Source organism: Nocardia pseudovaccinii (assembly GCF_050942345.1).
Taxonomy (GTDB): Bacteria; Actinomycetota; Actinomycetes; order Mycobacteriales; family Mycobacteriaceae; genus Nocardia; species Nocardia pseudovaccinii.
In genome coordinates this window covers 7,660,629-7,680,765 of the sequence record NZ_CP192074.1, presented here as the reverse complement: position 1 = coordinate 7,680,765, position 20,137 = coordinate 7,660,629, and the positions used below count along the sequence as shown (strand labels likewise).

General features: G+C 63.5%; 23 protein-coding genes and 1 pseudogene. 11 read left to right on the top strand and 13 right to left on the bottom strand.

Annotated features, from left to right (window positions below; translation table 11 throughout):
• Positions 1–1,298: 1,298 nt before the first annotated feature.
• From ACQPZ2_RS34715 to ACQPZ2_RS34695, 5 genes are all read right to left on the bottom strand, one after another.
• Positions 1,299–1,505 carry a DUF6760 family protein gene (locus tag ACQPZ2_RS34715; RefSeq protein WP_327096452.1) on the bottom strand — a complete coding sequence of 69 codons (207 nt, stop codon included), beginning with the start codon at positions 1,503–1,505 and terminating at the stop codon, positions 1,299–1,301.
• Complete coding sequence (locus tag ACQPZ2_RS34710) at positions 1,454–1,900, bottom strand: hypothetical protein (RefSeq protein WP_433522280.1); 447 nt, start codon at positions 1,898–1,900, stop codon at positions 1,454–1,456. Before ACQPZ2_RS34710 ends, ACQPZ2_RS34715 begins: the two co-directional genes overlap by 52 nt.
• Positions 1,900–2,343, bottom strand: a complete 444-nt coding sequence (locus ACQPZ2_RS34705; RefSeq protein ID WP_040699500.1) for a phage tail protein — start codon at positions 2,341–2,343, stop codon at positions 1,900–1,902. The genes ACQPZ2_RS34710 and ACQPZ2_RS34705 overlap by 1 nt, the downstream gene beginning before the upstream one ends.
• Before the next feature lie 22 nt (positions 2,344–2,365).
• Entirely contained in the window at positions 2,366–3,907 is a 1,542-nt protein-coding gene (locus ACQPZ2_RS34700) for a phage tail sheath family protein (protein WP_433522279.1), read from the bottom strand.
• A gap of 251 nt (positions 3,908–4,158) precedes the next feature.
• A complete protein-coding gene (locus ACQPZ2_RS34695; RefSeq protein WP_063041020.1) occupies positions 4,159–4,614 on the bottom strand; it encodes a MarR family winged helix-turn-helix transcriptional regulator in 456 nt (151 codons plus the stop codon).
• Between the two features lie 89 nt (positions 4,615–4,703).
• On the opposite strand from ACQPZ2_RS34695, the gene ACQPZ2_RS34690 reads away from it, so the two are divergent.
• The 4 genes and pseudogenes from ACQPZ2_RS34690 (at position 4,704) to ACQPZ2_RS34675 (ending at position 7,441) form a co-directional block, all read left to right on the top strand.
• Positions 4,704–5,651, top strand: a complete 948-nt coding sequence (locus ACQPZ2_RS34690) for a quinone oxidoreductase family protein (RefSeq protein WP_433522278.1) — start codon at positions 4,704–4,706, stop codon at positions 5,649–5,651.
• A 96-nt stretch (positions 5,652–5,747) separates the two neighbouring features.
• Positions 5,748–6,270, top strand: a pseudogene (locus ACQPZ2_RS34685) (ATP-binding protein); the annotation flags it as partial.
• 278 nt (positions 6,271–6,548) lie between these two features.
• Positions 6,549–7,154: a hypothetical protein gene (locus tag ACQPZ2_RS34680; RefSeq protein WP_433522277.1), complete on the top strand. Its 606-nt coding sequence runs from the start codon at positions 6,549–6,551 to the stop codon at positions 7,152–7,154.
• A gap of 68 nt (positions 7,155–7,222) precedes the next feature.
• The gene (locus ACQPZ2_RS34675; RefSeq protein ID WP_433522276.1) at positions 7,223–7,441 is read left to right on the top strand and encodes a DUF6879 family protein; all 219 of its coding nucleotides are present in this window, start codon (positions 7,223–7,225) and stop codon (positions 7,439–7,441) included.
• A gap of 766 nt (positions 7,442–8,207) precedes the next feature.
• On the opposite strand, the gene ACQPZ2_RS34670 is transcribed toward ACQPZ2_RS34675, so the two are convergent.
• On the bottom strand, positions 8,208–8,489 hold the full coding sequence (locus ACQPZ2_RS34670; RefSeq protein WP_433522275.1) for an ArsR/SmtB family transcription factor: 282 nt from the start codon (positions 8,487–8,489) through the stop codon (positions 8,208–8,210).
• A gap of 48 nt (positions 8,490–8,537) precedes the next feature.
• On the opposite strand from ACQPZ2_RS34670, the gene ACQPZ2_RS34665 reads away from it, so the two are divergent.
• Complete coding sequence (locus tag ACQPZ2_RS34665; RefSeq protein WP_433522274.1) at positions 8,538–8,903, top strand: VOC family protein; 366 nt, start codon at positions 8,538–8,540, stop codon at positions 8,901–8,903.
• A gap of 115 nt (positions 8,904–9,018) precedes the next feature.
• The gene (locus tag ACQPZ2_RS34660) at positions 9,019–10,401 is read left to right on the top strand and encodes an IS1380 family transposase (RefSeq protein WP_433522273.1); all 1,383 of its coding nucleotides are present in this window, start codon (positions 9,019–9,021) and stop codon (positions 10,399–10,401) included.
• 136 nt (positions 10,402–10,537) lie between these two features.
• On the opposite strand, the gene ACQPZ2_RS34655 is transcribed toward ACQPZ2_RS34660, so the two are convergent.
• From ACQPZ2_RS34655 to ACQPZ2_RS34645, 3 genes are all read right to left on the bottom strand, one after another.
• Positions 10,538–11,191, bottom strand: coding sequence for a hypothetical protein (locus ACQPZ2_RS34655; RefSeq protein ID WP_433522272.1), 654 nt, complete (start codon positions 11,189–11,191; stop codon positions 10,538–10,540).
• Positions 11,192–11,441: 250 nt separating this feature from the next.
• A complete protein-coding gene (locus ACQPZ2_RS34650) occupies positions 11,442–11,942 on the bottom strand; it encodes a hypothetical protein (RefSeq protein WP_433522271.1) in 501 nt (166 codons plus the stop codon).
• A 368-nt stretch (positions 11,943–12,310) separates the two neighbouring features.
• Positions 12,311–12,634: a hypothetical protein gene (locus ACQPZ2_RS34645; RefSeq protein ID WP_433522270.1), complete on the bottom strand. Its 324-nt coding sequence runs from the start codon at positions 12,632–12,634 to the stop codon at positions 12,311–12,313.
• 345 nt (positions 12,635–12,979) lie between these two features.
• Here ACQPZ2_RS34645 and ACQPZ2_RS34640 point away from each other — a divergent pair, with 345 nt between their 5' ends.
• The 4 genes from ACQPZ2_RS34640 to ACQPZ2_RS34625 all read left to right on the top strand — a co-directional run bounded on the left by ACQPZ2_RS34640 (position 12,980) and on the right by ACQPZ2_RS34625 (position 15,081).
• Complete coding sequence (locus tag ACQPZ2_RS34640; protein ID WP_433522269.1) at positions 12,980–14,203, top strand: helix-turn-helix domain-containing protein; 1,224 nt, start codon at positions 12,980–12,982, stop codon at positions 14,201–14,203.
• Positions 14,204–14,355: 152 nt separating this feature from the next.
• On the top strand, positions 14,356–14,598 hold the full coding sequence (locus tag ACQPZ2_RS34635) for a hypothetical protein (RefSeq protein ID WP_433522268.1): 243 nt from the start codon (positions 14,356–14,358) through the stop codon (positions 14,596–14,598).
• Positions 14,599–14,610: 12 nt separating this feature from the next.
• Positions 14,611–14,880, top strand: a complete 270-nt coding sequence (locus ACQPZ2_RS34630) for a hypothetical protein (protein WP_433522267.1) — start codon at positions 14,611–14,613, stop codon at positions 14,878–14,880.
• Between the two features lie 3 nt (positions 14,881–14,883).
• A complete protein-coding gene (locus ACQPZ2_RS34625) occupies positions 14,884–15,081 on the top strand; it encodes a TrmO family methyltransferase domain-containing protein (RefSeq protein ID WP_433522266.1) in 198 nt (65 codons plus the stop codon).
• 21 nt (positions 15,082–15,102) lie between these two features.
• On the opposite strand, the gene ACQPZ2_RS34620 is transcribed toward ACQPZ2_RS34625, so the two are convergent.
• Positions 15,103–15,321: a TerD family protein gene (locus ACQPZ2_RS34620; protein ID WP_433522265.1), complete on the bottom strand. Its 219-nt coding sequence runs from the start codon at positions 15,319–15,321 to the stop codon at positions 15,103–15,105.
• Positions 15,322–15,408: a hypothetical protein gene (locus ACQPZ2_RS34615; RefSeq protein ID WP_433527604.1), complete on the bottom strand. Its 87-nt coding sequence runs from the start codon at positions 15,406–15,408 to the stop codon at positions 15,322–15,324.
• Between ACQPZ2_RS34615 and ACQPZ2_RS34610 the strand changes: the two genes are divergently transcribed.
• Positions 15,407–15,604, top strand: coding sequence for a hypothetical protein (locus tag ACQPZ2_RS34610; RefSeq protein ID WP_433522264.1), 198 nt, complete (start codon positions 15,407–15,409; stop codon positions 15,602–15,604). The two genes, ACQPZ2_RS34615 and ACQPZ2_RS34610, sit on opposite strands and share 2 nt — an antisense overlap.
• Before the next feature lie 184 nt (positions 15,605–15,788).
• On the opposite strand, the gene ACQPZ2_RS34605 is transcribed toward ACQPZ2_RS34610, so the two are convergent.
• Both ACQPZ2_RS34605 and ACQPZ2_RS34600 read right to left on the bottom strand, forming a co-directional pair.
• Positions 15,789–16,184 carry a hypothetical protein gene (locus ACQPZ2_RS34605; RefSeq protein WP_433522263.1) on the bottom strand — a complete coding sequence of 132 codons (396 nt, stop codon included), beginning with the start codon at positions 16,182–16,184 and terminating at the stop codon, positions 15,789–15,791.
• Positions 16,185–16,455: 271 nt separating this feature from the next.
• Positions 16,456–20,118 carry a phage tail protein gene (locus ACQPZ2_RS34600; protein WP_433522262.1) on the bottom strand — a complete coding sequence of 1,221 codons (3,663 nt, stop codon included), beginning with the start codon at positions 20,116–20,118 and terminating at the stop codon, positions 16,456–16,458.
• Positions 20,119–20,137: the final 19 nt, after the last annotated feature.

The following is a 20,137-nucleotide window of genomic DNA, read 5'->3' as shown; positions in this document are numbered from 1 at the left end:
AGCTGCTTGGAGATCGGCATCGGCCGCTCGGCGGTCGCGGAGGTGGGTATCGGCTGCTCGGAGGTCGGTACGGGCTGCTCGGAGGTGGGCGTCGGCTGCCTAGAGGTCGGCATCGGCTGCCCGGAGGTCGGTACTGGTTGCCTGGAGGTCAGCACGGACCGCTGAAAGGTCGGCATCGAGTGCTCAGATATCGACGCTGATTTCCCAGAAGTATCTGGAGCCCAACGGATTTCGGAGTAGTCGTCGTACGATCCCGCGCGCTGAAGGGGCAAAGTCGCGCTGGCGCCCATCGCCTGGGGCGTCGGCGGTGAGACCGGTTCTGTTCGTGCGTCGGCCGATCGTTCGACTGTGCGACGCATCATGTCGTGTGTGCCGCCGACGTAGCTCCGCTGGATGCCGGGCGGTTCGGCGGGCGGCGGGTATGCGAGCCCCGAATCGCCTTCGCCAGCGGATCGTTGAACGAACGGCGGCGTCGAATGCGCAGGGTCGTTGGTCTCCGGCAGGGGAGCGCCGAGCCCGTACCGCCGTGGACGCAGGGGCGAGATCGAGCGCTGTACCGGCACCGTCGAATCGGGATGCGTCGGTGCCGGTTCGGACGATGTATCGACCGCCGCGGTGGCGACATTTACTCGGCTCTCCGGCTCGTCACCCCCCGAGCTCAATGGCTCAGCCGATTCCGAATCATACTGCGCGACTGAAGAATCGCTTGCCGATGAGGAGTCCTGCGGAAGTGGCGCTATTGACTCTGGTGTCGACGACGGCGGAATCGTCACGGTCGGCACCGGACGAATCTCCGGTTCGAAAACGCGCCTGGCCGACACGAACTCGTTCCCAGGCTGTTCGAGGCGGGCGAGAACCACCGGACCTGCCGAGCCCAACGGCCCGGCCGAGCCCACTGGACCTGCCGAGCCCAACGGAGCTGCCCAGCTCACAGGGCCAGCGGACCCCGCCGGTACCGCAAACTCGCGCAGCATCACCGCTGGCTGGTGCTCACTCGCTACCTCCGACCCATCCGAGTGTCGCTGCACAGCAACCGGATTGCGATCGAGCCCACCCACGAACCCGGACGGCGCCTCGGCATCGACGGCATGCATCACCGGCTCCCGAAAGGACGGATCCCGATGCGAGACCAGCCCATCCGCGAACCGCACCGGGCCACTGATCAGCGATGGCGTTGCAACAGTCCGTTGCATCGGCCGCATCGCGGGCCAATCGCGCACCCGCACAGCAGGTTCCGGCTCACGCACCGACTCGGTGCCCCGCCACGAAAACAGCCGTTCCAACCACCCCATCGCTGATCACCTCCCTCGGGCTCTGGTATTGATGCGGTCGATCTCATCGGCGAAGCGCCGCCGATCCGGATGCTCCAGGTCGAGTATTTCGGCGAGTGGCCAATGGAAGTGGTAGGCGACGTACGAGATCTCCTGGAGCAACGAATCGACCCCGTACGTCGCTATTCCCCCACGCGGCTGCCCGCGAGGTCGATGGTGAATTCGTGCGCGCACTCCGGGCAGGCGACCCCGGCCCTGCTGTGTCCCTCGGCATTGATCCGCTGGTACAGATCCTGCAGAAAGGCCAGGTCGGATGCGAACAGATCCTCGACGATGCTCGCGTGGATATCGGTGAGGGTGCCCAGTCGGGTGATCACCCGGGCGATCAGCACGACCGACAGATACGCCGGATTCTCCCGGACCCGATCGTCGCGCAGGGGCACCAATTCGTCACGCGCGGTGGCCAATCGCATGGTGCCGCTGCGGTGCACAGTTCCCGACGGGTCGAGATAGCCGCGCGGCAGCACGAACGGAAACTCCGTCCGCATTACCGGCTCCGGCGTCGGCTCGACCCGCGTATCCACCGCTACCGCGCCCAGTCGGTCGATCCCACTGTGCACGCGGCGCATTACTCGACCTCGAGGTTTTCGTAGGTGATGACCAATTTCTCGGTGAGCACGCTGGTGTCGCCCGCCTTCAAGGAACCGATTTCCAGCGACTTCGGCCAGGCATTCGTCAGCTTGTAGCGCTTCATCGCTTGACCCTCGTAGTCGTAAACGATGATGGCCCCGCCCTTGCGCGCCGCGCCCATCTTGCCGAATCGCGAATCCTTGACCCACTTTTCGAAGCTGTTGTCACCGGTGAGACCGCGCGTCAAGGTGACCTCGCCGGCCTTGTACCGGCCGGGCAGCTTCTTGATGACATACTTGCCGTCGGCGGTGTTCTGTTTGAGTTCGATGACGTCCTGTTCGAGCTTGAGGCCCGACACTTCCGAAATCTGTTTGATCACCACACCGTCGATCTCCAAACCGAAGGAATGGCCGACCGACGTGTCGAGGTCTGGGAGCGCCATGATGTCCTGCTTTCTGTGGGGGTCATTCGTTGACGAGGCTGGTGCCGCCGGAGATCTGGGCGAGGCGGAAGACCACGAATTCGGCGGGTTTGACCGGGGCTACACCGATTTCGCAGACCACCTGACCGACGTCGATGGCCTCGGCCGGATTGGTTTCGCGGTCGCATTTGACGTAGAACGCCTCGTCGGGGGTGAGTCCGAACAGTGCGCCCTTACGCCATTCGTTCACCAGGAAGGCGCTGATCGTGCGCCGGATGCGCGCCCACAGCGCGTCGTCATTGGGTTCGAACACCACCCACTGGGTGCCGTTCAGGATGGATTCCTCCATGTAGTTGAACAGCCGCCGGACATTCAGGTACCGCCAGGCCGGATCCGAGGACAGCGTGCGCGCACCCCACACCCGGATTCCGCGTCCCGGGAAAGTGCGAATGCAGTTGATACCCAAGGGATTCAACAGATCATGTTCGGGCTTGGTCAGTTGCACGCCGAGGGTGAGCGCACCGCGGACAACCTCGTTGGCCGGAGCCTTGTGCACACCCCGCGACTCGTCGTTGCGCGCCCAGATCCCGGCGACATGACCGCTGGGCGGGACGAAGCGCCCGGTGCCCGCGGCCGGATCGAATACCTTGATCCACGGGTAGTATAGGGCCGCGTATTTCGAGTCGTACCCGGCCTTTTCGACCCGCCACTCCTTGACCTGCTGCGGACCGAGCGCAGGCGGCGGATCCAGGATCGCCACCCGATCACCCATCAATTCGCAGTGCGCGATCATCGCGAGCTGCACGGCCTGCACCGATTCGAGATCGATCGCGCCCCGCTCGTAGGCGCTCATGAGATCGGGCACCGCGACCATCGTCACCTCATCGATCGCCTCCAGCCCGGAGAAGCCGGTGCGATCGGCGACATCACCGACGTAATCCTCGGCGCACACGCGGTCCGGCGTCGGCTTCGGTGCGGGCGGCACCGCGAGGGTCACGCTGCCGTAGTCCGGACGGGCAAGTGCGCCACCGGAACTCAGCTCCTCGATGGAAATGAGCTTCGACTGTGCCCGCACGGCCGTCACCACATTGTCCTTACCGCGTTTGGTGGTGACCGGCCCGATCGTTTCCTCCACCTTCGGGCCCCGCTTGACGATGATCGTGAACTGATCCTCCGGCGCACCGTCACCCGCCGCGGCGACCTCGACGGTGATATCGGGCTTCACATTGCCCGGAGCCAGTGCCGCAACCCGATACCCGCCCAGCACCGCCTGACGCGTACCGGCGGGAAGTTCCTTGTTCCCCTTGTCATTCCCGTTGCCGTCCACGCCGACCCGGATCACATAGCAGGCGCCACCGCCATTGCCGAAGAACCCGTACACCGCATGCGCCAGATAGCTCCCGTCGACGAAATCGCCGAACTGCTGACTGAACTGGCTCCAATTGGTGATGAGCGTCGGCTCGTTGAACGGCCCACGCTCGGCGAACCCGACGAAGGCCGCCACCGCCGTACCGACACCCTCGATCGGTCGCGACCCGGCCTCCACCTCCTCGACATACACGCCAGGCGACAGATAGGTGGGCATTGGGCCTCCTCATTCCGAGGTGAACTGTTCCCACTTAGCGTCGTACGACTGTGGTCCTCGCAGTACGTCCCCGCGGCGAGCCGATAGGGAACAGGAAGCTGCCCCATCGTGCAGTCGGACGCGCAGGCTCGAACCCGAGCGATGTCCAATCGGTTTTGTCAGTGGTCAGGTATCTCTCCCGCTGGTAGCCAGCAGATATAACGCGTTGGCGGACAGTGGGTTTCCCCATGCCGGGCGGCAGGTGGGGATGGTCAGTTGGTGTGGGTGGTGGGGGTCTGCTCGATGAGGGTGGCGGTGGCGCGGTCGAGGAATTCGCAGAACTGCTTGTGCTCGTCGGGGGTGAATCGGTCGGTGAGGGCGCGTTCGAGCACGATGACTTCCTGGTAGGCGCGGTTGAGCAGGTCGTGGCCTGTGGGGGTGAGGGTGGCGATCATGACCTTGGCGTGCACGGGCGACGGCTTGCGGTCGATGAGTTCTTTGTTCTGCATGCCGGTCAGGACGGTGGCCATGCTCTGCTGGGTGACTCCGCATGCGCGGGCCAGCTGAGCACCTGACATGGCGTCGTCGCGGAACAGGGTCAGCAGCACCGTGTATTGGGTCATGGTCAGCCCGTAGCCGCGCAGCACGGCCTCGTGGTGGGCCATGAGCGCCTGCTCGGCGCGGCGGATGCGGGTGCACACGTATTCCTCGACCGGCACGTCCGCCATGTCACAACTCCCTCAGTTGACTCAATTAGCTGATACTGCTTAAGTTCCTGAGTATCAGGATACTGAGTCAACACAGAAAGTTGTATGTGATGAAGGCTGTAGTGCTGGACACCGACGATCAGTTCCGGATCTCGGAGATTGCCGAGCCCGTGGCCGGGCCGGGCGAGGTCGCGATCCAGGTCGGCTATGCGGGGGTGCAGTACGGTGACGTGCTGGTGCGCGGAGGGCACTTCCCGATCCCGCGCCCGTTCGTGCCGGGCTTCGAAGCTGCCGGCGAGATCATCGCGGTGGGCGAGGGCGTGGACAAAGCCCGGATCGGTGAGCAGGTCGTCGCGCTGATCGGCGGCGGCGCCTACGCCGAGATCGTGACCGCGCCGGCGGTGCTGGCGATCAATGCGTCGGGCGTGGACCAGCGGAGGGCGGCGGGGTTCGGGTGGGTGACGCCGACCGCCTACGACCTGGTCCACACCGTCGGCGGGGTCCGTGGCGGGGACAATGTGCTGATCCATGCCGCGGCCGGGGGTGTCGGGTCGCTGGCCGGGCAGTTCGCCGCCGCGGCCGGCGCGCAGCGGATCGTCGGGGTGGTCGGTAACCCCGGTCAGGTCGAGTACGCGCGCCGGTTCGGCTACCACGAGGTATTGACCCGAGATCAGTTCCCCGATGTTTTGGGTGAGGAGACCTTCGATGTGATCCTGGACCCGATCGGCGGGCCCACCCGGATCGCGAGCCTGGCCCGGCTGGCGGCGCACGGCCGGATCGTGGTCTACGGCAACATCGCCACCTTCGAACCGGTCACCGTGTCGGCCAACGACCTTCTGATGCACGGCCAGTCCCTGCTGACCTACAACAGCAACCTGGCCAGCCAAACCCACCCGCAGCGGCTCGCCGACAGCGCCGCTCGCGCCATGGCCCTGGTCGCAGACGGGTCGGTGCGCATCGATATCACCGCCGAATACACCCTCGCCGACGTCGAGACCGCGATCACGAACCTGGCGGGCGGCGTCACCCACGGCAAGAGCATCGTCCACATCGGATGACCCATCGTCGGCGATCCGGCGCATGACACCTCCTCACGTGTCCTGCGCCGGATCGGTGACCGTGCTGGCAGCGATGGCGCCAGCGTCGGTCACCGCCGCCGCGAAAACCTTTGTGTCAGTGGACCTTTCGGAACAGGAAAGAGCCACTTCACCGAGGCCCTCGGTCAAGCCGCCGTCGGCGCGGGCATGACCGTCGCCTGGTTCACCATCGAGGACCTCGGCGGCCTGGTCCGCCGCCACCGTGTGGGCGACACCATCAGCAAAGCCGTCACCCGCAACGACCTCGTTATCTTCGACGACATCGGCCTCCTGCCGGTTTCCGCCGACGCCGCCGAAGGCTTCTACCGCTTGGTCGACGCCGCATATGAACGACGCAGCCTCGCCGTCAGTTCGAACCTGCATCCTTCTGGATTCGACGAGATCATGCCCAAAACCCTGGGCCGTCTGCTCCTTGGCCTCGCCGAGGGCGTACAGCGCCTCGAGGCCGTGGCGAACCTCGGCGTCGCGCGCCTCCTGCGACAGTCGACTCCTGCACCACGCCCATGTCGTCGTCACCTCTGGCGACAGCCACCGCCTCACCGAAGCCGTCAGCGGCAACGGCGTCGTCGCCCTCAACTGACCCTGGCGCCCAGGCCCCGCCAGGCGGGGCTTCCGCAACCCCATAGCGGGGGAAATCTGCTGACCGCCACTGTGTTCCACGAACTGGCCGCCGGGGAGGACCTCCTGGCCGCTAGCACGGTTTCGCCCCTCTTCGGCGTCGGTGATGCGTCAGTGACGTCGCTGCTGTCGTCAGATCTGTCGTCTGCTGTGTGTGGCGTACCACACACCATTGAATTCGACGCCTAAGGTCTGACTCGGTCCGCCCATCAGGGGCAGTTGAGTGGAGGGATTCGAAGAATGAAGTTCGAGAAGATCACTGCTGCCGTTTTCGTGGCCATCTCGGCCGTGGGTATCACTGCGGCAACCGCTCATGCAGAGCTGGCCGTGACGGAGCAGCCGACTGTGGGGGACACGACTTCCGGTGTGGATCATGGAATCAACTACCGGATCACCGCTTCGCCGGTCGACAGGGTCGTTATCGCCACCGTCGAGAATGGCAAGTTCGAGATCGCGCAGAACGGTGCGGCGGTGCTCGAGTCCGGCGACGGAGCGGCGGTGACCGAAGTGCCGCAGTGGTACGCCGTCGGCGGGCGTTCGATTGCGATTGCGCAGCACATCGGTGCGGACGGCCGCACCCTGACGCTGACACCGACCCCGACGGAAGATATTGCGCAACTGCATGACATCAGCTCCTACGACCGGCTCAAGGAGCAGATCAACAAGAACCTGCCTGGCGTCGTCGGCGGTGCCATCGTAGGCGGCCTCCTCGGGGCATGCCTGCCCCTGATATGGGGGATCAGCATCCCCGCAGGTGTGCTGATCGGTGGAACCGTCGGCGGATACGTCATGGGCGGCCCGGACTTCCTCGACGCCGTACAGGCGCTCGCCACCGGCCAGCCGTGATCACGGGCAGGTGAAATAGCCGACAAGTGGGCCACCACACGAAACCATGAGGGCGGCGAACAGGTGCGATGGCTTCCCCGCCACATGCCACCACGCTGTGGTTGCCGCTGGTCGATTTCTGGCTTTTCGACGACGACCGTCTTGTCCTGTTCGGCCACTTCGCTGGTGACGGCCAATGGTTCGGCAACGAGCAGATCGAGGATGCGGGGTGGTTGCCCGGTGACGCGCGGCATTCGAATCGGCCTGGGAGTTGGGAACTCCGCACACTGAATACCACCCTGCCCTGAAGTGACCAGCAGTAGTGCCAAGCAGGCTCGCGAGGCCCTCGGCAACCGGCTTCGGGAGATCAGGTTGGATGTGTGAATCTCGGTGCGAGAGTCGGCATCTCGCGCCGGATGGCACTTCACCAAGATATCGAAGTTCGAGAACGGCACATACGCCGGTACGTCCGAGAGTGGGCCACACGACGGCGTAGGAGGTTTATCCCCTTCGGTCTGTCTCAGTTCTGTTCCCGCCCGTGCCCGCGTTGACGTTGGCGTTCCGCGCGTTCGCGCTGCTGGTGTATAGAGCGGTCCCGTTCAGCCTCAACGCGTGCCCTTGCCTGGTCAGGATCGATCATCTGGTGTGGGCTGTCGCTGTTGAGTCCCATAATTCCCATGATCTCCGGCGATAGCCCGGCCTCTCTAGCTAGCGCTCGGGCGTTCTCGCGTTCCTGCTCCGGCGTCCGCTGCGGTACAGGTGGTGGCATCGGAGGTTCTTGACCGCGTGTGGGTTTCATCTCGAGGACTATGTCTTTGCGGTCGTTCTCTCGCTCTTCCCTCCGCGCGGCTAGCCTCGGGCATTCGCCGAAATCCCCCAACGTGGGCTGGTGTAGCGAAGAAACATGCTTCGACCTGTGATTATCAGCTCTGCTGAGGTAGGACCGCCGTGGTCTGAGGGGCACCTTTCTGGTGGACGTGGGCGGCGGGTAATCGGGGCAGATGCGCGGTTCTATATCGGGACACCTGAGCGGCTCGACCTGGCCCCGGTTTGCCGTGTCGGTGGGCCCGACGCCTACGAGTGGGCAGGCGCCAAACGGGTTGCCCAGGCGGCAACTTCGGTCAATGGCTCCGTTTTCAGCTGGTATACGCGGCGGTTGGCGTGCTCGACGTAGGTCACCAGTCCGGCGCGACGCAGGATGCTCAGGTGCTGTGACACGGTCGACTGGCAGGTGGTGAAGTTGTTGGCCAGTTCACCGGCCGTGTGCGGCCCTCCCGCGAGCAGGTCGATGATCTTTCGACGGGTCGGGTCGGCGATCGCCCGGAAAACATCCTCGGTAGCTGCTGGTCTGGCCATAACCTGCAATGATAGAGTTTCGCCGAAACTCGATAATGAGGAGTCTTGATGCGATTCGTGTCCGTGGTGTCAGTTCCGGTGAGCGACCAGCAGCGAGCCAAGCGCTTCTATGTCGAGCAGCTGGGTCTCGATGTGATCGCCGAGGCCCCGTTCGGCGATGAGCTGCGCTGGATCCAGGTCGGTATTCCGGGTGCCGAAACCAGCCTGACCCTGGTCAACTGGTTCGATGAGATGCCTGCCGGATCGCTGCGCGGGCTGGTCATCGACTGCGAGGACCTCGACACGGACTACCGAACGTTGGTCGAACGCGGGGTCCCGTTCATCGGGCCGCCCGAGCCACAGCCCGGCGGCATCTTCGCCATCCTTGTCGACCCGGATGGGAATCGGATCAGCCTACGACAGGCTGGGAGTTAGCTCGTCCATCGATATCGTCCGGCACTTCATTGCCGGATATGCGCGAAAGGCGCTCTGAGCTGCGATAATCCGGTGTGCTGAAGACTGGAATACGCAGGATCGGAGCACCTTTCTGGTGGGGAAGTCTACTTCGCCGTACCCGCGGCTGGCCGTGGACGGGCATGGTTCGGGGGTAGTGTCGCAGGCCGGAGCGGTGCTGCTGGTGCGGACCGCGGAGAGAATTGGGCTGGTCGAGGGCTTGTCGGCGGCGTTGATGCCGTGGCGCAAGCCGATGGCGTCGCATGATCCGGGCAAGATCGTGCTGGATTTGGCGATCTCGATCGCGATCGGCGGCGACTGCGCTGCCGACATCGCTCAACTACGTTGTGAGCCCGGCGTTTTCGGAAACGTTGCTTCGGATCCGACGGTGTCGAGGCTGGTCGCCGATCTCGCTCGGAACGCACCGAAGGTGCTCGCGGGGATCGCCGCAGCGCGGGCCGATGCTCGGGCAGCGGCGTGGGCATTGGCCGCGCAGGCGGCACCCGATCACGACATCAGCGCTGCGGATCCGCTGGTCATCGATCTGGATGCAAGCCTGGTCGACGCGCACAGCGACAAAGAACGAGCTGCGCCGACATTCAAGTGCGGATATGGATTTCACCCATTGAATGCGTTCATCGACCACGGCCAGGACGGGACCGGAGAACCCGCCGTGCTCGAACTGCGACCCGGCAACGCCGGCAGCAATACCGCAGCCGACCACAAACAAGTTCTCGACGCCGCGCTCGCGCAACTACCGTGGCGGCCCGGCTACCGCGTCGGCCGAAAAGTGCTGGTGCGCACCGATGCCGGTGGCGGCACCCACGAATTCCTCACCCACTGCCACAAACGCCGGGTACAGTACTCGGCCGGGCTCACCCTCACCGAGACGATGACCGAGGCCGTCGACCAAGTCCCGAAACATGCCTGGACACCGGCTTACAACGCCGAAGGCGAGCCCCGTGCCGGGGCGTGGGTCGCCGAGATCACCGGCATGCTCGACCTGACCGGGTGGCCGCCCGGGATGCGGATCATCATCCGCAAGGAACGCCCGCACCCCGGCGCGCAACTGCGATTCACCGACCGCGACGGACTCAGGTTGACCGCATTCGCCACCAACACCCGCCGCGGCCAGCTCGCCCACCTCGAACTGCGTCACCGGCGCCGCGCTCGCTGCGAGGACCGGATTCGTCATGCCAAGAACACCGGGCTACGCAACCTGCCCTACCACGACTACCAGGCCAACCGAATCTGGCTCGCGCTCGTCGCACTCGCGCTCGACCTACTCGCCTGGATGCCGATGCTCGCCCTCGCCGACCACGAGGCACGCCGCTGGGAACCGAAAACCTTACGGCTACGTCTGTTCTCGACTCCCGCCCGCCTGGCACACCACGCCCGGCAAACCCACCTGCGATTGTCGGCCCACAACCCCTGGACCGAACTCACGCTTACCGCACTGGCCCGCCTACAACCCGGATAACCAGCCCAAAACCGCCCCTACAAGTCGAAGGCCAACCATTCCCGGGCCCGTGGAACCCGGCAGCCACCCCGCTGAACGGGACCCCGCCGCTGCCATCTTGCGGCCGGCACGGCCGCAGACGGCAATCCGAACCCGATCAGGCCAGCACATCACCCCAATGAAAGATCGAGGCTAGCACTTGCTCTTTCTGTGCATCGCTGAGATATGAGCCGAGACTGTTGACCATCTCCCGCGCTTGCGCTTCCTCGCGCTCGCGGACCTCTCTTGCCTTCAGCGTGGGGTCGGTGCGCTCTCTGGCGACGGCTGCCGGTTCCGCCTTATCCGGGTCGCTTTCTCTGATGCGTGCGTCTGCGGGTTCTCGTTCAACCGCTCTACTCTCGGGTGCTTTCTCCCGTTCCCGCTGCGGACGCTCTTTCTCCCGCGCCGGTTCCTCCCGTGATTTCGGCTCCCGCGCCCGGACAATCTCGCGGATCTTCTCCAACCGTTTACGTGCGCGGTCAGCACGAGTCAGCTCGTACGCCCTGATCAATTCGAGTTGTTTGGACATCAAGGATTGCCCGAGCCGGACAGCTCGCGCCGCATCGGCGCGGGAAACTATCTCGTGATGAAACCTGCCGGGAAAATCGCGAGACAATTCGTGCATGTCCTCGCGTACTTTATCGGGAAGCTTCTCACCTTCGACCGTTTCCCAAGTGCTGTGTGTCAACTGGTGGGATTCGAGCCCTGCCCGCTCCTTTTTTAACTGCTCGTGGGCATCCCGCTCATTGACCCTACCCGATTTGCGCTCCACACTTCGAGTTCCTCGGCCTTCGGTCCGCGCTGAATCCAGGACTCGTGGACCTTCACTGGTCCGGATCTCGAATTGACGGACCCACCCTTTTTCCGGGGTCTCCCCCCGCTCGTGCGCCCTGCCCAGTTCGAAATACAGACCCTTTTCGTAGTTGGACAGGTCGCGTCGAACAGTGTCATATTCATCGGGCACGTCAGTACCCACCCCCCCGTTTAACGTTTACGCGAAGAATCAGACCAGGTGCGTGCTGCTATGTGACGGCTCGGGTTTTCCGTGCCCGGCGAACAGCTTCGGTGATGTTGTATTCGATCATCTCGGGTCCGTCACCGTCGTCGAACAGGCGCTTCGCTATCGACACCATAGACACGTCGGAGATCCGGTCGTCGCCGAGCCGCACGGACGGCCCGAAATCGTCGTACAGTGGCGGACCCCATTCCGGTATGTTCATCCAGCCATAACCCGCGCGCCGCACGTAGCATTCGCCAAGGAACAGGATGAATTGGTCTGCGGAGTCGCGGTTTTCTATGGCGAAGAATCCGGCCCGGTCGCCGAACAACTCTTTCGCCGCTTCCATGATCCGAGTCGACATCGGCGGTTTCCACCATGGCGAATCGCTGGTCATGTCGGGGATGGTCCGGGTAAGGAATGCCTGCACCTGTGATTCGATGCGTTCGGGCGCAACCCAATCCAGCCATGCTTGTGTTTTCTCATCGAATTCGATTTCGAAACCTATTTGTTCGTCATTCCCCACGCTGATGCCTCCGTGTGGTCGTCGTTGCCCGTCTGTGTCAGTGTCTCATTGCCGTTCGACACGTGTGCTTGGTCGGAGCACCCCCGCGTCGATCAAAGTCCAGACAGCCTCATGCTTTGCGCCGCATGAATCGGCGTCGCAGTTGATGCGCGCACGGAATACGCGGCGCGCTTCATCGACGCTGTACGGGTAGTCCGGTGCACGGTGGCACTGGTCGCGAGCGATGCGAGCGAGTATTTCCGTGCTGGGACGTTCCCCGTCGACATGCATCGGGCGGTCGACAAGGTACGGCAGCACATAGAAGACCACAACGCCCAACGTCAAAACCCCGGCGACGGTGGTGCATACAACTCCAGTAGTCGACACTGCTAGTCGACCTCCGTGTCGTCTATCGAGATCGGCTCGACGGCGATCACGGCGTGCTCGTCTAACTGATGAAGGTCATCCAGTGCGAACGCGAACGTCTGGCCGATAAACCCGTGATCGTCAACAGGTGCCCATGATCCGTCGTCGTGCTGCAACCAGCCTGCTGGGCGATCGGATCTGGTGTTGGCGTCGCGCAGCGCGAGAACAATTGCGCGGCTTGCGCTCTCGATATCGGCCGTGCAGTAGTGGCAAATGCCGGTATTCGGCTGGGCGTCCTCATAGGTGCAGCGGGGGCAGAGCTTCACTTTCGGCTCACCGAGCGCCATTTGGCACCTCTGTGGGTGGTTCGTAGTCACCGGTGCCGGAGGACTCGACACCCCGGCACCGGGACGGTTCTTCGGGATCGGTCTGAAAGTCGAACTCGCTGATCGCAACGCCGAATTGTGCAATCACTTCGGCGGGTGGCGGCTGGCACCAACCGACGAGTTCGGGCCTAGGTGGGCCGACGAACGGAATACGTTGCGGTACTGCCTGATGTTCGTTGGCTATGCCCGGCGTCATACTCACTAGCGTCGCCCTGGGCGTATCGGATCGATGCGTGAATGCGTCCACAGCTGTTCACGTTCGCTTGGGCCGCCGCGCGGCGGGCGCATTGCGCTTAAGCTGGGCTTATGGATAACGGCGCAATCGTCGGGGCACGACTTCGCCAGGTACGGGAGTCAGCTGGGCTGTCGCTGTCGCAGCTTGCCGCTCGCGTCCCTTGGGGTAAGACAACGCTGGCCTACTACGAAACCGGTGAACGCACCGCGACGGCGGACGTTATTTCGTGCTACGAACGAGTATGCGCACCATTCGCCGATGCCGTTACCTCCGTCGAGGTGTTGGGACGTGCAGACGTGGATAGGCGCAGCTTCCTGCGAAAAGCCGCCTACAGCGCTGCGCTGTCCGCCACCGGTCTCGTCGCTCAGTCCGACCTTGCCCGGTTGATCCGAGTAGACGACACACGCCTGGTCGGGATGCCAGAAATCCTTGCAGTGCAATCGGTTACAGATGCTTTTATCAAGCTGGATGAAGCTCGCGGAGGGGGAGTCGGCCGGACTGCGATTGCCGAACTCCTGGCTACCGACATTGCCGCCATGCTGCGAGCTCGATACCCCGACGAAAAGACGCGGATGCACGCGTTTTCAGCCGCCGCTGAGCTGGCCTACCTGGCCGGATTCAAGGCGCACGACTCAGGCGATGACGGCGTTGCACAACGGTACTTCCTCGGCGCGCTCAGGCTGGCCGAAGAATCGAAGATGACCGGACAAGATGCATTCGTCTTCCGCATCCTTGCCCTGCAAGGCACCGACATTCGGCAACAGAAATTCAGCATCGACCTTGCCACGGAATCCGAACGCCGCGCCGCCGGGAAGATCGGCCCAGACGCAATGGCACTGTTCACAGTCGCCGTTGCCCGCTGTCATGCCGAAACAGGCAACAAGCCAGAAGCTCTCGCCGCCCTGCGCCGGGCCGATCCGTACATCAACGCAGCGATGACCAGCGAGCAACCACGATGGATTGCGCTGTGGTGCCCGAACAAAGCGACCGTGGTCGACCAGTCGGCCAAGTCCCTGCTAGCGGTCGGAGAGCTTACCGCCGCCGAGCAGCACTACCAGCTTGCTACCACTATCTGGTCACCCGACACACACGCGCGGGTATACGCCCTGACGGCAGCCGAAACCGGGCTGATCCGGTGGAGGATGGGCGACCACACAGGAGCCGTGTCGATGTGGCAGCCATCGGTAGAAGTCTTGTCGGCAGTGAATTCGGCACGAACCACGAAGGTATTGGCCAAGATACGCCGGACGGCACCGCAAGCATTCACCGCCACAGGAGAGTTGCTCACGGTCTGAGTGGAACCCGGTTGCCGACGCCGGGCTGCAGTCGTTTGCGACCAGTTCGCTCCTGCGCGCCGCTCGAAGTGTGGCTGTCCGGCAAAGCAATCGATGGCACAAAGGCATACAAGGGCGGCCCACGCGGAGCAGGGTAGTACTCGATGCCACAGATGGTGCTCGACCTGCCGAAGTGCTGGTCTCCGTTCGGCACTGTGCAGGCCCGCATCGGCGAACTGGAACAGGCGTGCACAACATGGACGTCCACGCTCGACGCAATGGACGGCGTCCAGTCGGGGCGCACCAGAAATGTTGCCCGCGACATACGCGCAACCGTGGCACAGTACCGGCATATCGCGGGCATGAGCGAGATCGATTTGCGGGCTGAGGAATATCTAGCCGCGAGTGGAACGTAGGACAGGGGTCATATGGCAAACGAAGTGTTCGAAGTTGTGCCGGTCGCACATGTGATCGGTGGCCGAAGCGAACCGACAGACGATCACTGGGGAGGTACCGAGACAATCATCCGCATAGATGACCCTCGGTTCACCGAAGAGTCCGTGCAGGGCTTGGACGCGTTCAGCCACCTCGAAATCGTCTTCCGGTTCCATTTGACCGATCCAACGGACCTGCACTTCGGTGCACGCAGTGCCCGCGACAACCCGGCATGGCCCAAGGTCGGGATCTTTGGACATTGAAATATGCGGCGCGTCAACTGGCTCGGGGTTTCCCGGACTCGACTGCTTCGCGTTGACGGCTTGGACTTGCACGTAGCCGAGCTGGACGCGGTGGACGGTACTCCTGTGCTGGACATCAAGCCATGGTTTGCGGAGTTCGGGCCGCGTGGCGAGATCCACCAGGCACCATGGTCAACCGAGATGCTGAAAGACTATTTCTAAGTAACGCAAAGCGCTGAGTGGTCATAGTGTCGTCAGCACGAATCGCTTGCCCGGATCGATCATCTTGCGCACGGTCATGCCCTTGGCGTATTCGCCGAGGGCCGTCATATTCCAGCCGTACGCGTCGCGGGTGAGCATGCACATGAACACGCCCGTGGTCGGCTCGCCTTTGGATAGTTCGAAACGCACCAGCTCCGTATCGGATTGATCGTCTACCAAGCGGCAATACGCCCGGTTCACCTAGTCGAACTTGTGGCCCGCGAACGAGTTCACGGTGAAGACCAGTGCGTAGACCTCGGGTGGTAGCGCGGTGAGGTCGACCGTGATGACCTCGTCGTCGCCTTCGCCGTGGCCGGTCAGGTTGTCGATCGAGGCGGCACTCGACAGTATCGAGCTCGCCGCGGGACGTCCGCATATCGTGAAGCCGAAAGTTCAGCCCCAACCTACGACGTTCGAAGACGAACTCACCGAGGACGAGTTGATCGAGCTCAACGAGCGGCGCAATCAGTCCTGGTTCCGCTAGCTCGCGCCGTTGTCCCCGGCCAGCACAGCGTTGAGCCTTGTTCTTGCACAGGCTATTCGGCGAAGCGGATCCACTCCTGCGCGGCGACCACTACCGCGCGCTGCGTCCGGGCGTTGGCTATTCGTCCATGGCTCGTCACGGCGACCGCCGGACGATCGTTTCGGCGGTGGCGCGTATCGCGAGTTCACATGGATGCGGATGCTCGGCGGAGGGCGTCGAGGGTGGTCTCGGGGGAAGTGTTGAAGCAGAATCGAATTCCCGGGGCCGCCTCGACTATGGCGTTGACGATGTGCTCGAACAGCAGGGTGTGGTCGGGGAAGGCTCGTATCGCACCGCCGATCATCACGAGGTCGAATCGCTTGTCGGCGAGCAGGGTTCGGATTTCGGTTTCGGCTTGGTCGGGCGATGCGCCGACCAGGTATGGGGTGATATCGAATTCGGTGTCCCGTAGGGCATCATTCGCGGCGCCGATCCTGGCGGTCAGTTGTGCCTCGTCCAGGTCGGGGAAGCGGTTGTAGTCCATGGCTTGTGGATGCAATCCGATGGTCAGTGCCCTGGGCCGTACGACTGGTTCGGTCATTGAGAGTCCTCTGTGGAGCGTGGGGCCCGCGCGGTCGCGTGGGATCGTGAGGTCAGGTTCGACACAATTGCTTTGTAAGCAAAGGTAATTTACTGGGCAAGGTATGTCAACAGAGCCCGGTCTATCCCTGGACGACAGCGTTCGAGCCATCGCGCTGCTCCCGCCACGGCTGGTCGGGCGTGCGAAACGCGTGCCGGTTGCACAGCTCGGGTTGGCGCCGCGTCATCTGTCGTGGGTTCGGGTCACAGCAATCGGGGGAGCGGACGATGTGTCACTTGCCCGCCGCAGCTTTGACATCCGACGCCAGTTTGGACAGCGCGTCGGCCGTGATCGCGACGTTCTCGAATTCGGCTTTTACGCCTTGTTCCGCGAGCCGCGCCGGGACGGTGTCACCGGGCTTCACATCACTGGGCAGGACGCCCACCGTGACTATCTGGTGCGGCGAGAATGCGACAACAGTGTAGGACTTTTCGTCGATGGTCACGACGGCCGGGATATCGGATCCGGTCTTCATATCGACGTCCGGGCTGAACCGCTCCCGATTTCGTACCGCCTGGCCGGTAGTGGCCTCTCGATACTTGGCAGCCATAAGAGATTCGAGCCTCGACTTGAATCTCGTGGTCACCTTGGCCTGCGCCGTCTCGTACGGCTCACCGGGGTAGTGCTGCGCGATGAGATTTTCGATGACTTCTTTTCGGAGGAAGTCCTTGTCACTCATCTGGTGTTCGCCCTGAGGTGTGGTGGACATGCGGCTGTAGCGATCGTGTTCCTCCGCGAGTTTGTACTTCTGGCGTTCGCTCGACTTCGCTTCGTAGATCTTGTGAATCCTGACCACACGCCTGTCGTTCTCCATGCCGAGAGTTGCGAGAATCCCGTCGGTGAGAGATCGGCCGCCCATGCTGAGACGACGTCCCGCTATGAATTCCGGCTGCGGTCGTCCCTTGGCATCCTGCGCTGGTTTGCCGGGCTTCGAGGGATGCGTCCTGGCTTTGGCGCGGGCCAGCATTCCCTCCATGATCGCCGACTTGATCAGATTGACGTTGGGCGCTTGGTCGAAGACATGGGTGATCTCAGCTCGGTCGAGTCCGCGGGCCTGCAGCTTTGTCGCAGGGGGTTTATCCCATTGGATCCCCTTGCCCGCTTTGGCGGCCGTCACCTGCGTCGCGCGTTGTACTTCCGCGTGCACCGCCCAGTGATCGCCCTGCTGCACGGGCTCGACCACCTGCAATCCGTACCGCAGCCGGACCGCGCTCAGCAGCGGTCGCAGCACACTTTCGCCGACTGTCTTGCCGGAGAATCGGTTCGCGATCGACACACCGGTCGCGAGTCCACTCTCGAGCCGCTTCTGCTTACCCTCCGGGCTGTCGTCGCCTCCCCGAAGCTTGGCCTTCACCTTGTCCGCGGCTCGTCCGGCCGCCTTCCCGAGTTTCGAATTCTTCAACTTCCCCACGAACTTCTTCCCGTACTTCACCGCGACACCGATGAGCTTGTCGACCACCTGGCCGACTGGCTTCTGCACCGTCTCCAGGATCTTCTTGATCTTGTCGGCAATTCCGCCGAGGCCGAGGAGGCTGGCCAGGCCGCTGATGAGCATGGGGACGGTCTTGGCGAGGGTGCCTTCGATCAGGGCGGCGACTTTGCCGACACCGCCGGAGGCGATCGATTCGACCGAATCCAGTACCGAGTCGACGAATTCCTCGAGGCGCTCGGCATTGTCCACGAACCACATGACCGCGTCGTAGATCATCTTGCAGGCCTTGACGAAGGCCGCCGCAGGGTTGAGTAGTGAGATCAGCCAAGTGATTCCGGCCGTGATCACTTTGCTGATCACGAATTCCCGGATCTGGCCCATCACTTGCTCTTTGAGGTCGGTGATCTTCTGCGCGATCCACTTCCACAGTCCCGGAATGCCTTCGGTGACGATCGCCTTCACGAAATCGACGGCACCCTCGATCTTCTGCATCGCGGGTTCGCCGACCACCTTGACGATGCGCGCGCGGATCGAGTTCCAGGTGAGGCCGAGCAGTGAAAGCAATAGCGTAATAATGCCTTTGAGGTCGAACTTCGCCGGAATCTCGATGCCTGCCTCGGCGAGGGCGCCGAACAGCCAGCCCTGCAGCCCCTTCTTCAGGTGCGTCCCGATATTCGACATGAAGTTGCTGATCCCGGCCTTGACCGCATTGACGAAATTGCCGAGGAAGGCGATCGGATCCTTGATGATCTTCTCGACCGCGCCCGCCGCCCGCGCCAGTACGCCCAGGAGCATGTCCTTCAGCTTTTTGATCGTCTCGATCGCGCCGCCGACCGCATCGATCGTCTTGCCGACCAGCCCCTTGTTCTCGTCCTGAAGTTTCTTGATCTCCTCGTCGATTCCGTCGCGCGCCTCGCTGTAGCGGGTCGCCAGATCGTCGACCAGCGACTGCTGCTTCTCGTCGACGGATTTCTCCAGATCCGAGAATTGCGAGCCGATTTCGTCGACGGCCTGCCCCGCGAGCTTCCGCAAATTAGCCGGTTGGTCGGCGACGAACTTCTGAACTTGCGTGCGCCCCTGCGCAATCCGCTCTTTGGCGCGATTCAACTCGGTTCCGACGGTGTCGGCGATATCGCTGATGACCGCCGACATTTTGGACTCGTAGAGCTTCTTGGATTCCAGGAAGAGGTTGTTCGCCTCGGCAGGCATATCGAGGAGCAGGTCCTTCACCCACAGGGTTGGTCCGAGCGGGCCGCCGTAGCGGCGCAGCTTGTACTGCCACATCCGCTCCTTGTGGTCGGCCGTGAACGCCTCCTTGGCCTTGCGTTCGCCCTCCTCGAACTTCTGGGCCACCAAACCGTCCAGACCGGTGAGGATCTGTTCTACCTCGGTCTTGGTGGCGTCGAAGAATTTCTTGATCTCCCCGGTGATGCGCGCGCGTTCGGCCTCGTCCTTGGCTTTGGCGGCGTCCTTGCCCGCTCCCGTGGCCTGCAGTGCGGCGGACTTGGCCGAACCCATCGCGGCCAGACCGGTTTTCGCGCTCGCACCGGCCTGATCCTTGGCCGCGGCGAGGGTGGCGGCTTCCTGCTGGCGGAATTGCGCGGGCGCTGCGGCGTCGTGGGCCTGCAGCTCCTTCTTGGCGTCCAGCGCGCCGGTGAATTCGGGCTCATTGGATTTCGCGAGTTGTTCGTCGGTGACCCCTGCCTCGGCCATTTTCGCGTTGGTCTCACAGCTGCCCGCGCCGAGCTGGACCTGTTCGGTGGGTGCGGGTTTCGGTACTGCCGCCGCCGGATCGGGCGCGACGGGTTGGCGGGCCGGTGGCGCGGCGGGGATCGTGGTGACCGGTTTGTCTTTGGCAACGGAGGTGTCCGGTGTCGCCTTGGTGGTGTCGGCGATGTTCTTCGCCGAGGCTTCCTTGCCCGCGCCGACCTTGCCGAGCACCTCGTTCTTGACCTGATCGGCCTTGCCCGATGTCGCGAATTTATCGGCCTCGTCGAGATTCTTGGGCGCTTTGGCCGCGATCGCGGCATTGACCGCGGCGATGAATCCGGCCTTGTCGAAGCCCGCCGGCTTCGCTGCCGCCATGGTCGCGGTGTGGGCGGCTTTGGCCTGTGCGTCTTTATCGTCGGCCGGTGCGACGGCAGCGTCCCGGGCCGCCTCGACTTCCTTCGCCGGTGCCGGATGTGCTTTTGCCGCGGCCGATTCCGCCGCTACCTGATCGGTCGCCGCCGCGAACTTCGGATCCTGCTTCGGTGTCATCGGGGTCGGAGCCACGGTGGGCGGCAGACATGCCGACGCCCCCTCGCCCGCGCTGAGTCGCTGAGCGAACAGCGCGGCGACGGCGCCGTTGCCAGCGGTCGCCTGCAGCCGCTGCATCGCATTCGCGGCGCCGACCGCGCGCACCGGAGTCGCCGGATTATGCGGGGGCCGAGGCAGTTTCGATTTGCGGGCGGGCTCGGGCATGCTCTGACTCCGATCGAAT

Excerpts from the sequence above, each read along its gene's own strand:
- ACQPZ2_RS34610 (WP_433522264.1), top strand. The coding sequence starts at position 15,407 with ATGACCTCGTCGTCGCCTTCGCCGTGGCCGGTCAGGTTGTCGATCGAG.
- ACQPZ2_RS34635 (WP_433522268.1), top strand. The coding sequence starts at position 14,356 with ATGGTGCTCGACCTGCCGAAGTGCTGGTCTCCGTTCGGCACTGTGCAG.
- ACQPZ2_RS34690 (WP_433522278.1), top strand. The coding sequence starts at position 4,704 with ATGAAGGCTGTAGTGCTGGACACCGACGATCAGTTCCGGATCTCGGAG.
- ACQPZ2_RS34680 (WP_433522277.1), top strand. The coding sequence starts at position 6,549 with ATGAAGTTCGAGAAGATCACTGCTGCCGTTTTCGTGGCCATCTCGGCC.
- ACQPZ2_RS34630 (WP_433522267.1), top strand. The coding sequence starts at position 14,611 with ATGGCAAACGAAGTGTTCGAAGTTGTGCCGGTCGCACATGTGATCGGT.
- ACQPZ2_RS34695 (WP_063041020.1), bottom strand. The coding sequence starts at position 4,614 with ATGGCGGACGTGCCGGTCGAGGAATACGTGTGCACCCGCATCCGCCGC.
- ACQPZ2_RS34700 (WP_433522279.1), bottom strand. The coding sequence starts at position 3,907 with ATGCCCACCTATCTGTCGCCTGGCGTGTATGTCGAGGAGGTGGAGGCC.
- ACQPZ2_RS34605 (WP_433522263.1), bottom strand. The coding sequence starts at position 16,184 with ATGACCGAACCAGTCGTACGGCCCAGGGCACTGACCATCGGATTGCAT.
- ACQPZ2_RS34665 (WP_433522274.1), top strand. The coding sequence starts at position 8,538 with ATGCGATTCGTGTCCGTGGTGTCAGTTCCGGTGAGCGACCAGCAGCGA.
- ACQPZ2_RS34625 (WP_433522266.1), top strand. The coding sequence starts at position 14,884 with ATGCGGCGCGTCAACTGGCTCGGGGTTTCCCGGACTCGACTGCTTCGC.
- ACQPZ2_RS34675 (WP_433522276.1), top strand. The coding sequence starts at position 7,223 with ATGGCTTCCCCGCCACATGCCACCACGCTGTGGTTGCCGCTGGTCGAT.
- ACQPZ2_RS34645 (WP_433522270.1), bottom strand. The coding sequence starts at position 12,634 with ATGGCGCTCGGTGAGCCGAAAGTGAAGCTCTGCCCCCGCTGCACCTAT.
- ACQPZ2_RS34705 (WP_040699500.1), bottom strand. The coding sequence starts at position 2,343 with ATGGCGCTCCCAGACCTCGACACGTCGGTCGGCCATTCCTTCGGTTTG.
- ACQPZ2_RS34710 (WP_433522280.1), bottom strand. The coding sequence starts at position 1,900 with ATGCGCCGCGTGCACAGTGGGATCGACCGACTGGGCGCGGTAGCGGTG.
- ACQPZ2_RS34670 (WP_433522275.1), bottom strand. The coding sequence starts at position 8,489 with ATGGCCAGACCAGCAGCTACCGAGGATGTTTTCCGGGCGATCGCCGAC.
- ACQPZ2_RS34640 (WP_433522269.1), top strand. The coding sequence starts at position 12,980 with ATGGATAACGGCGCAATCGTCGGGGCACGACTTCGCCAGGTACGGGAG.
- ACQPZ2_RS34600 (WP_433522262.1), bottom strand. The coding sequence starts at position 20,118 with ATGCCCGAGCCCGCCCGCAAATCGAAACTGCCTCGGCCCCCGCATAAT.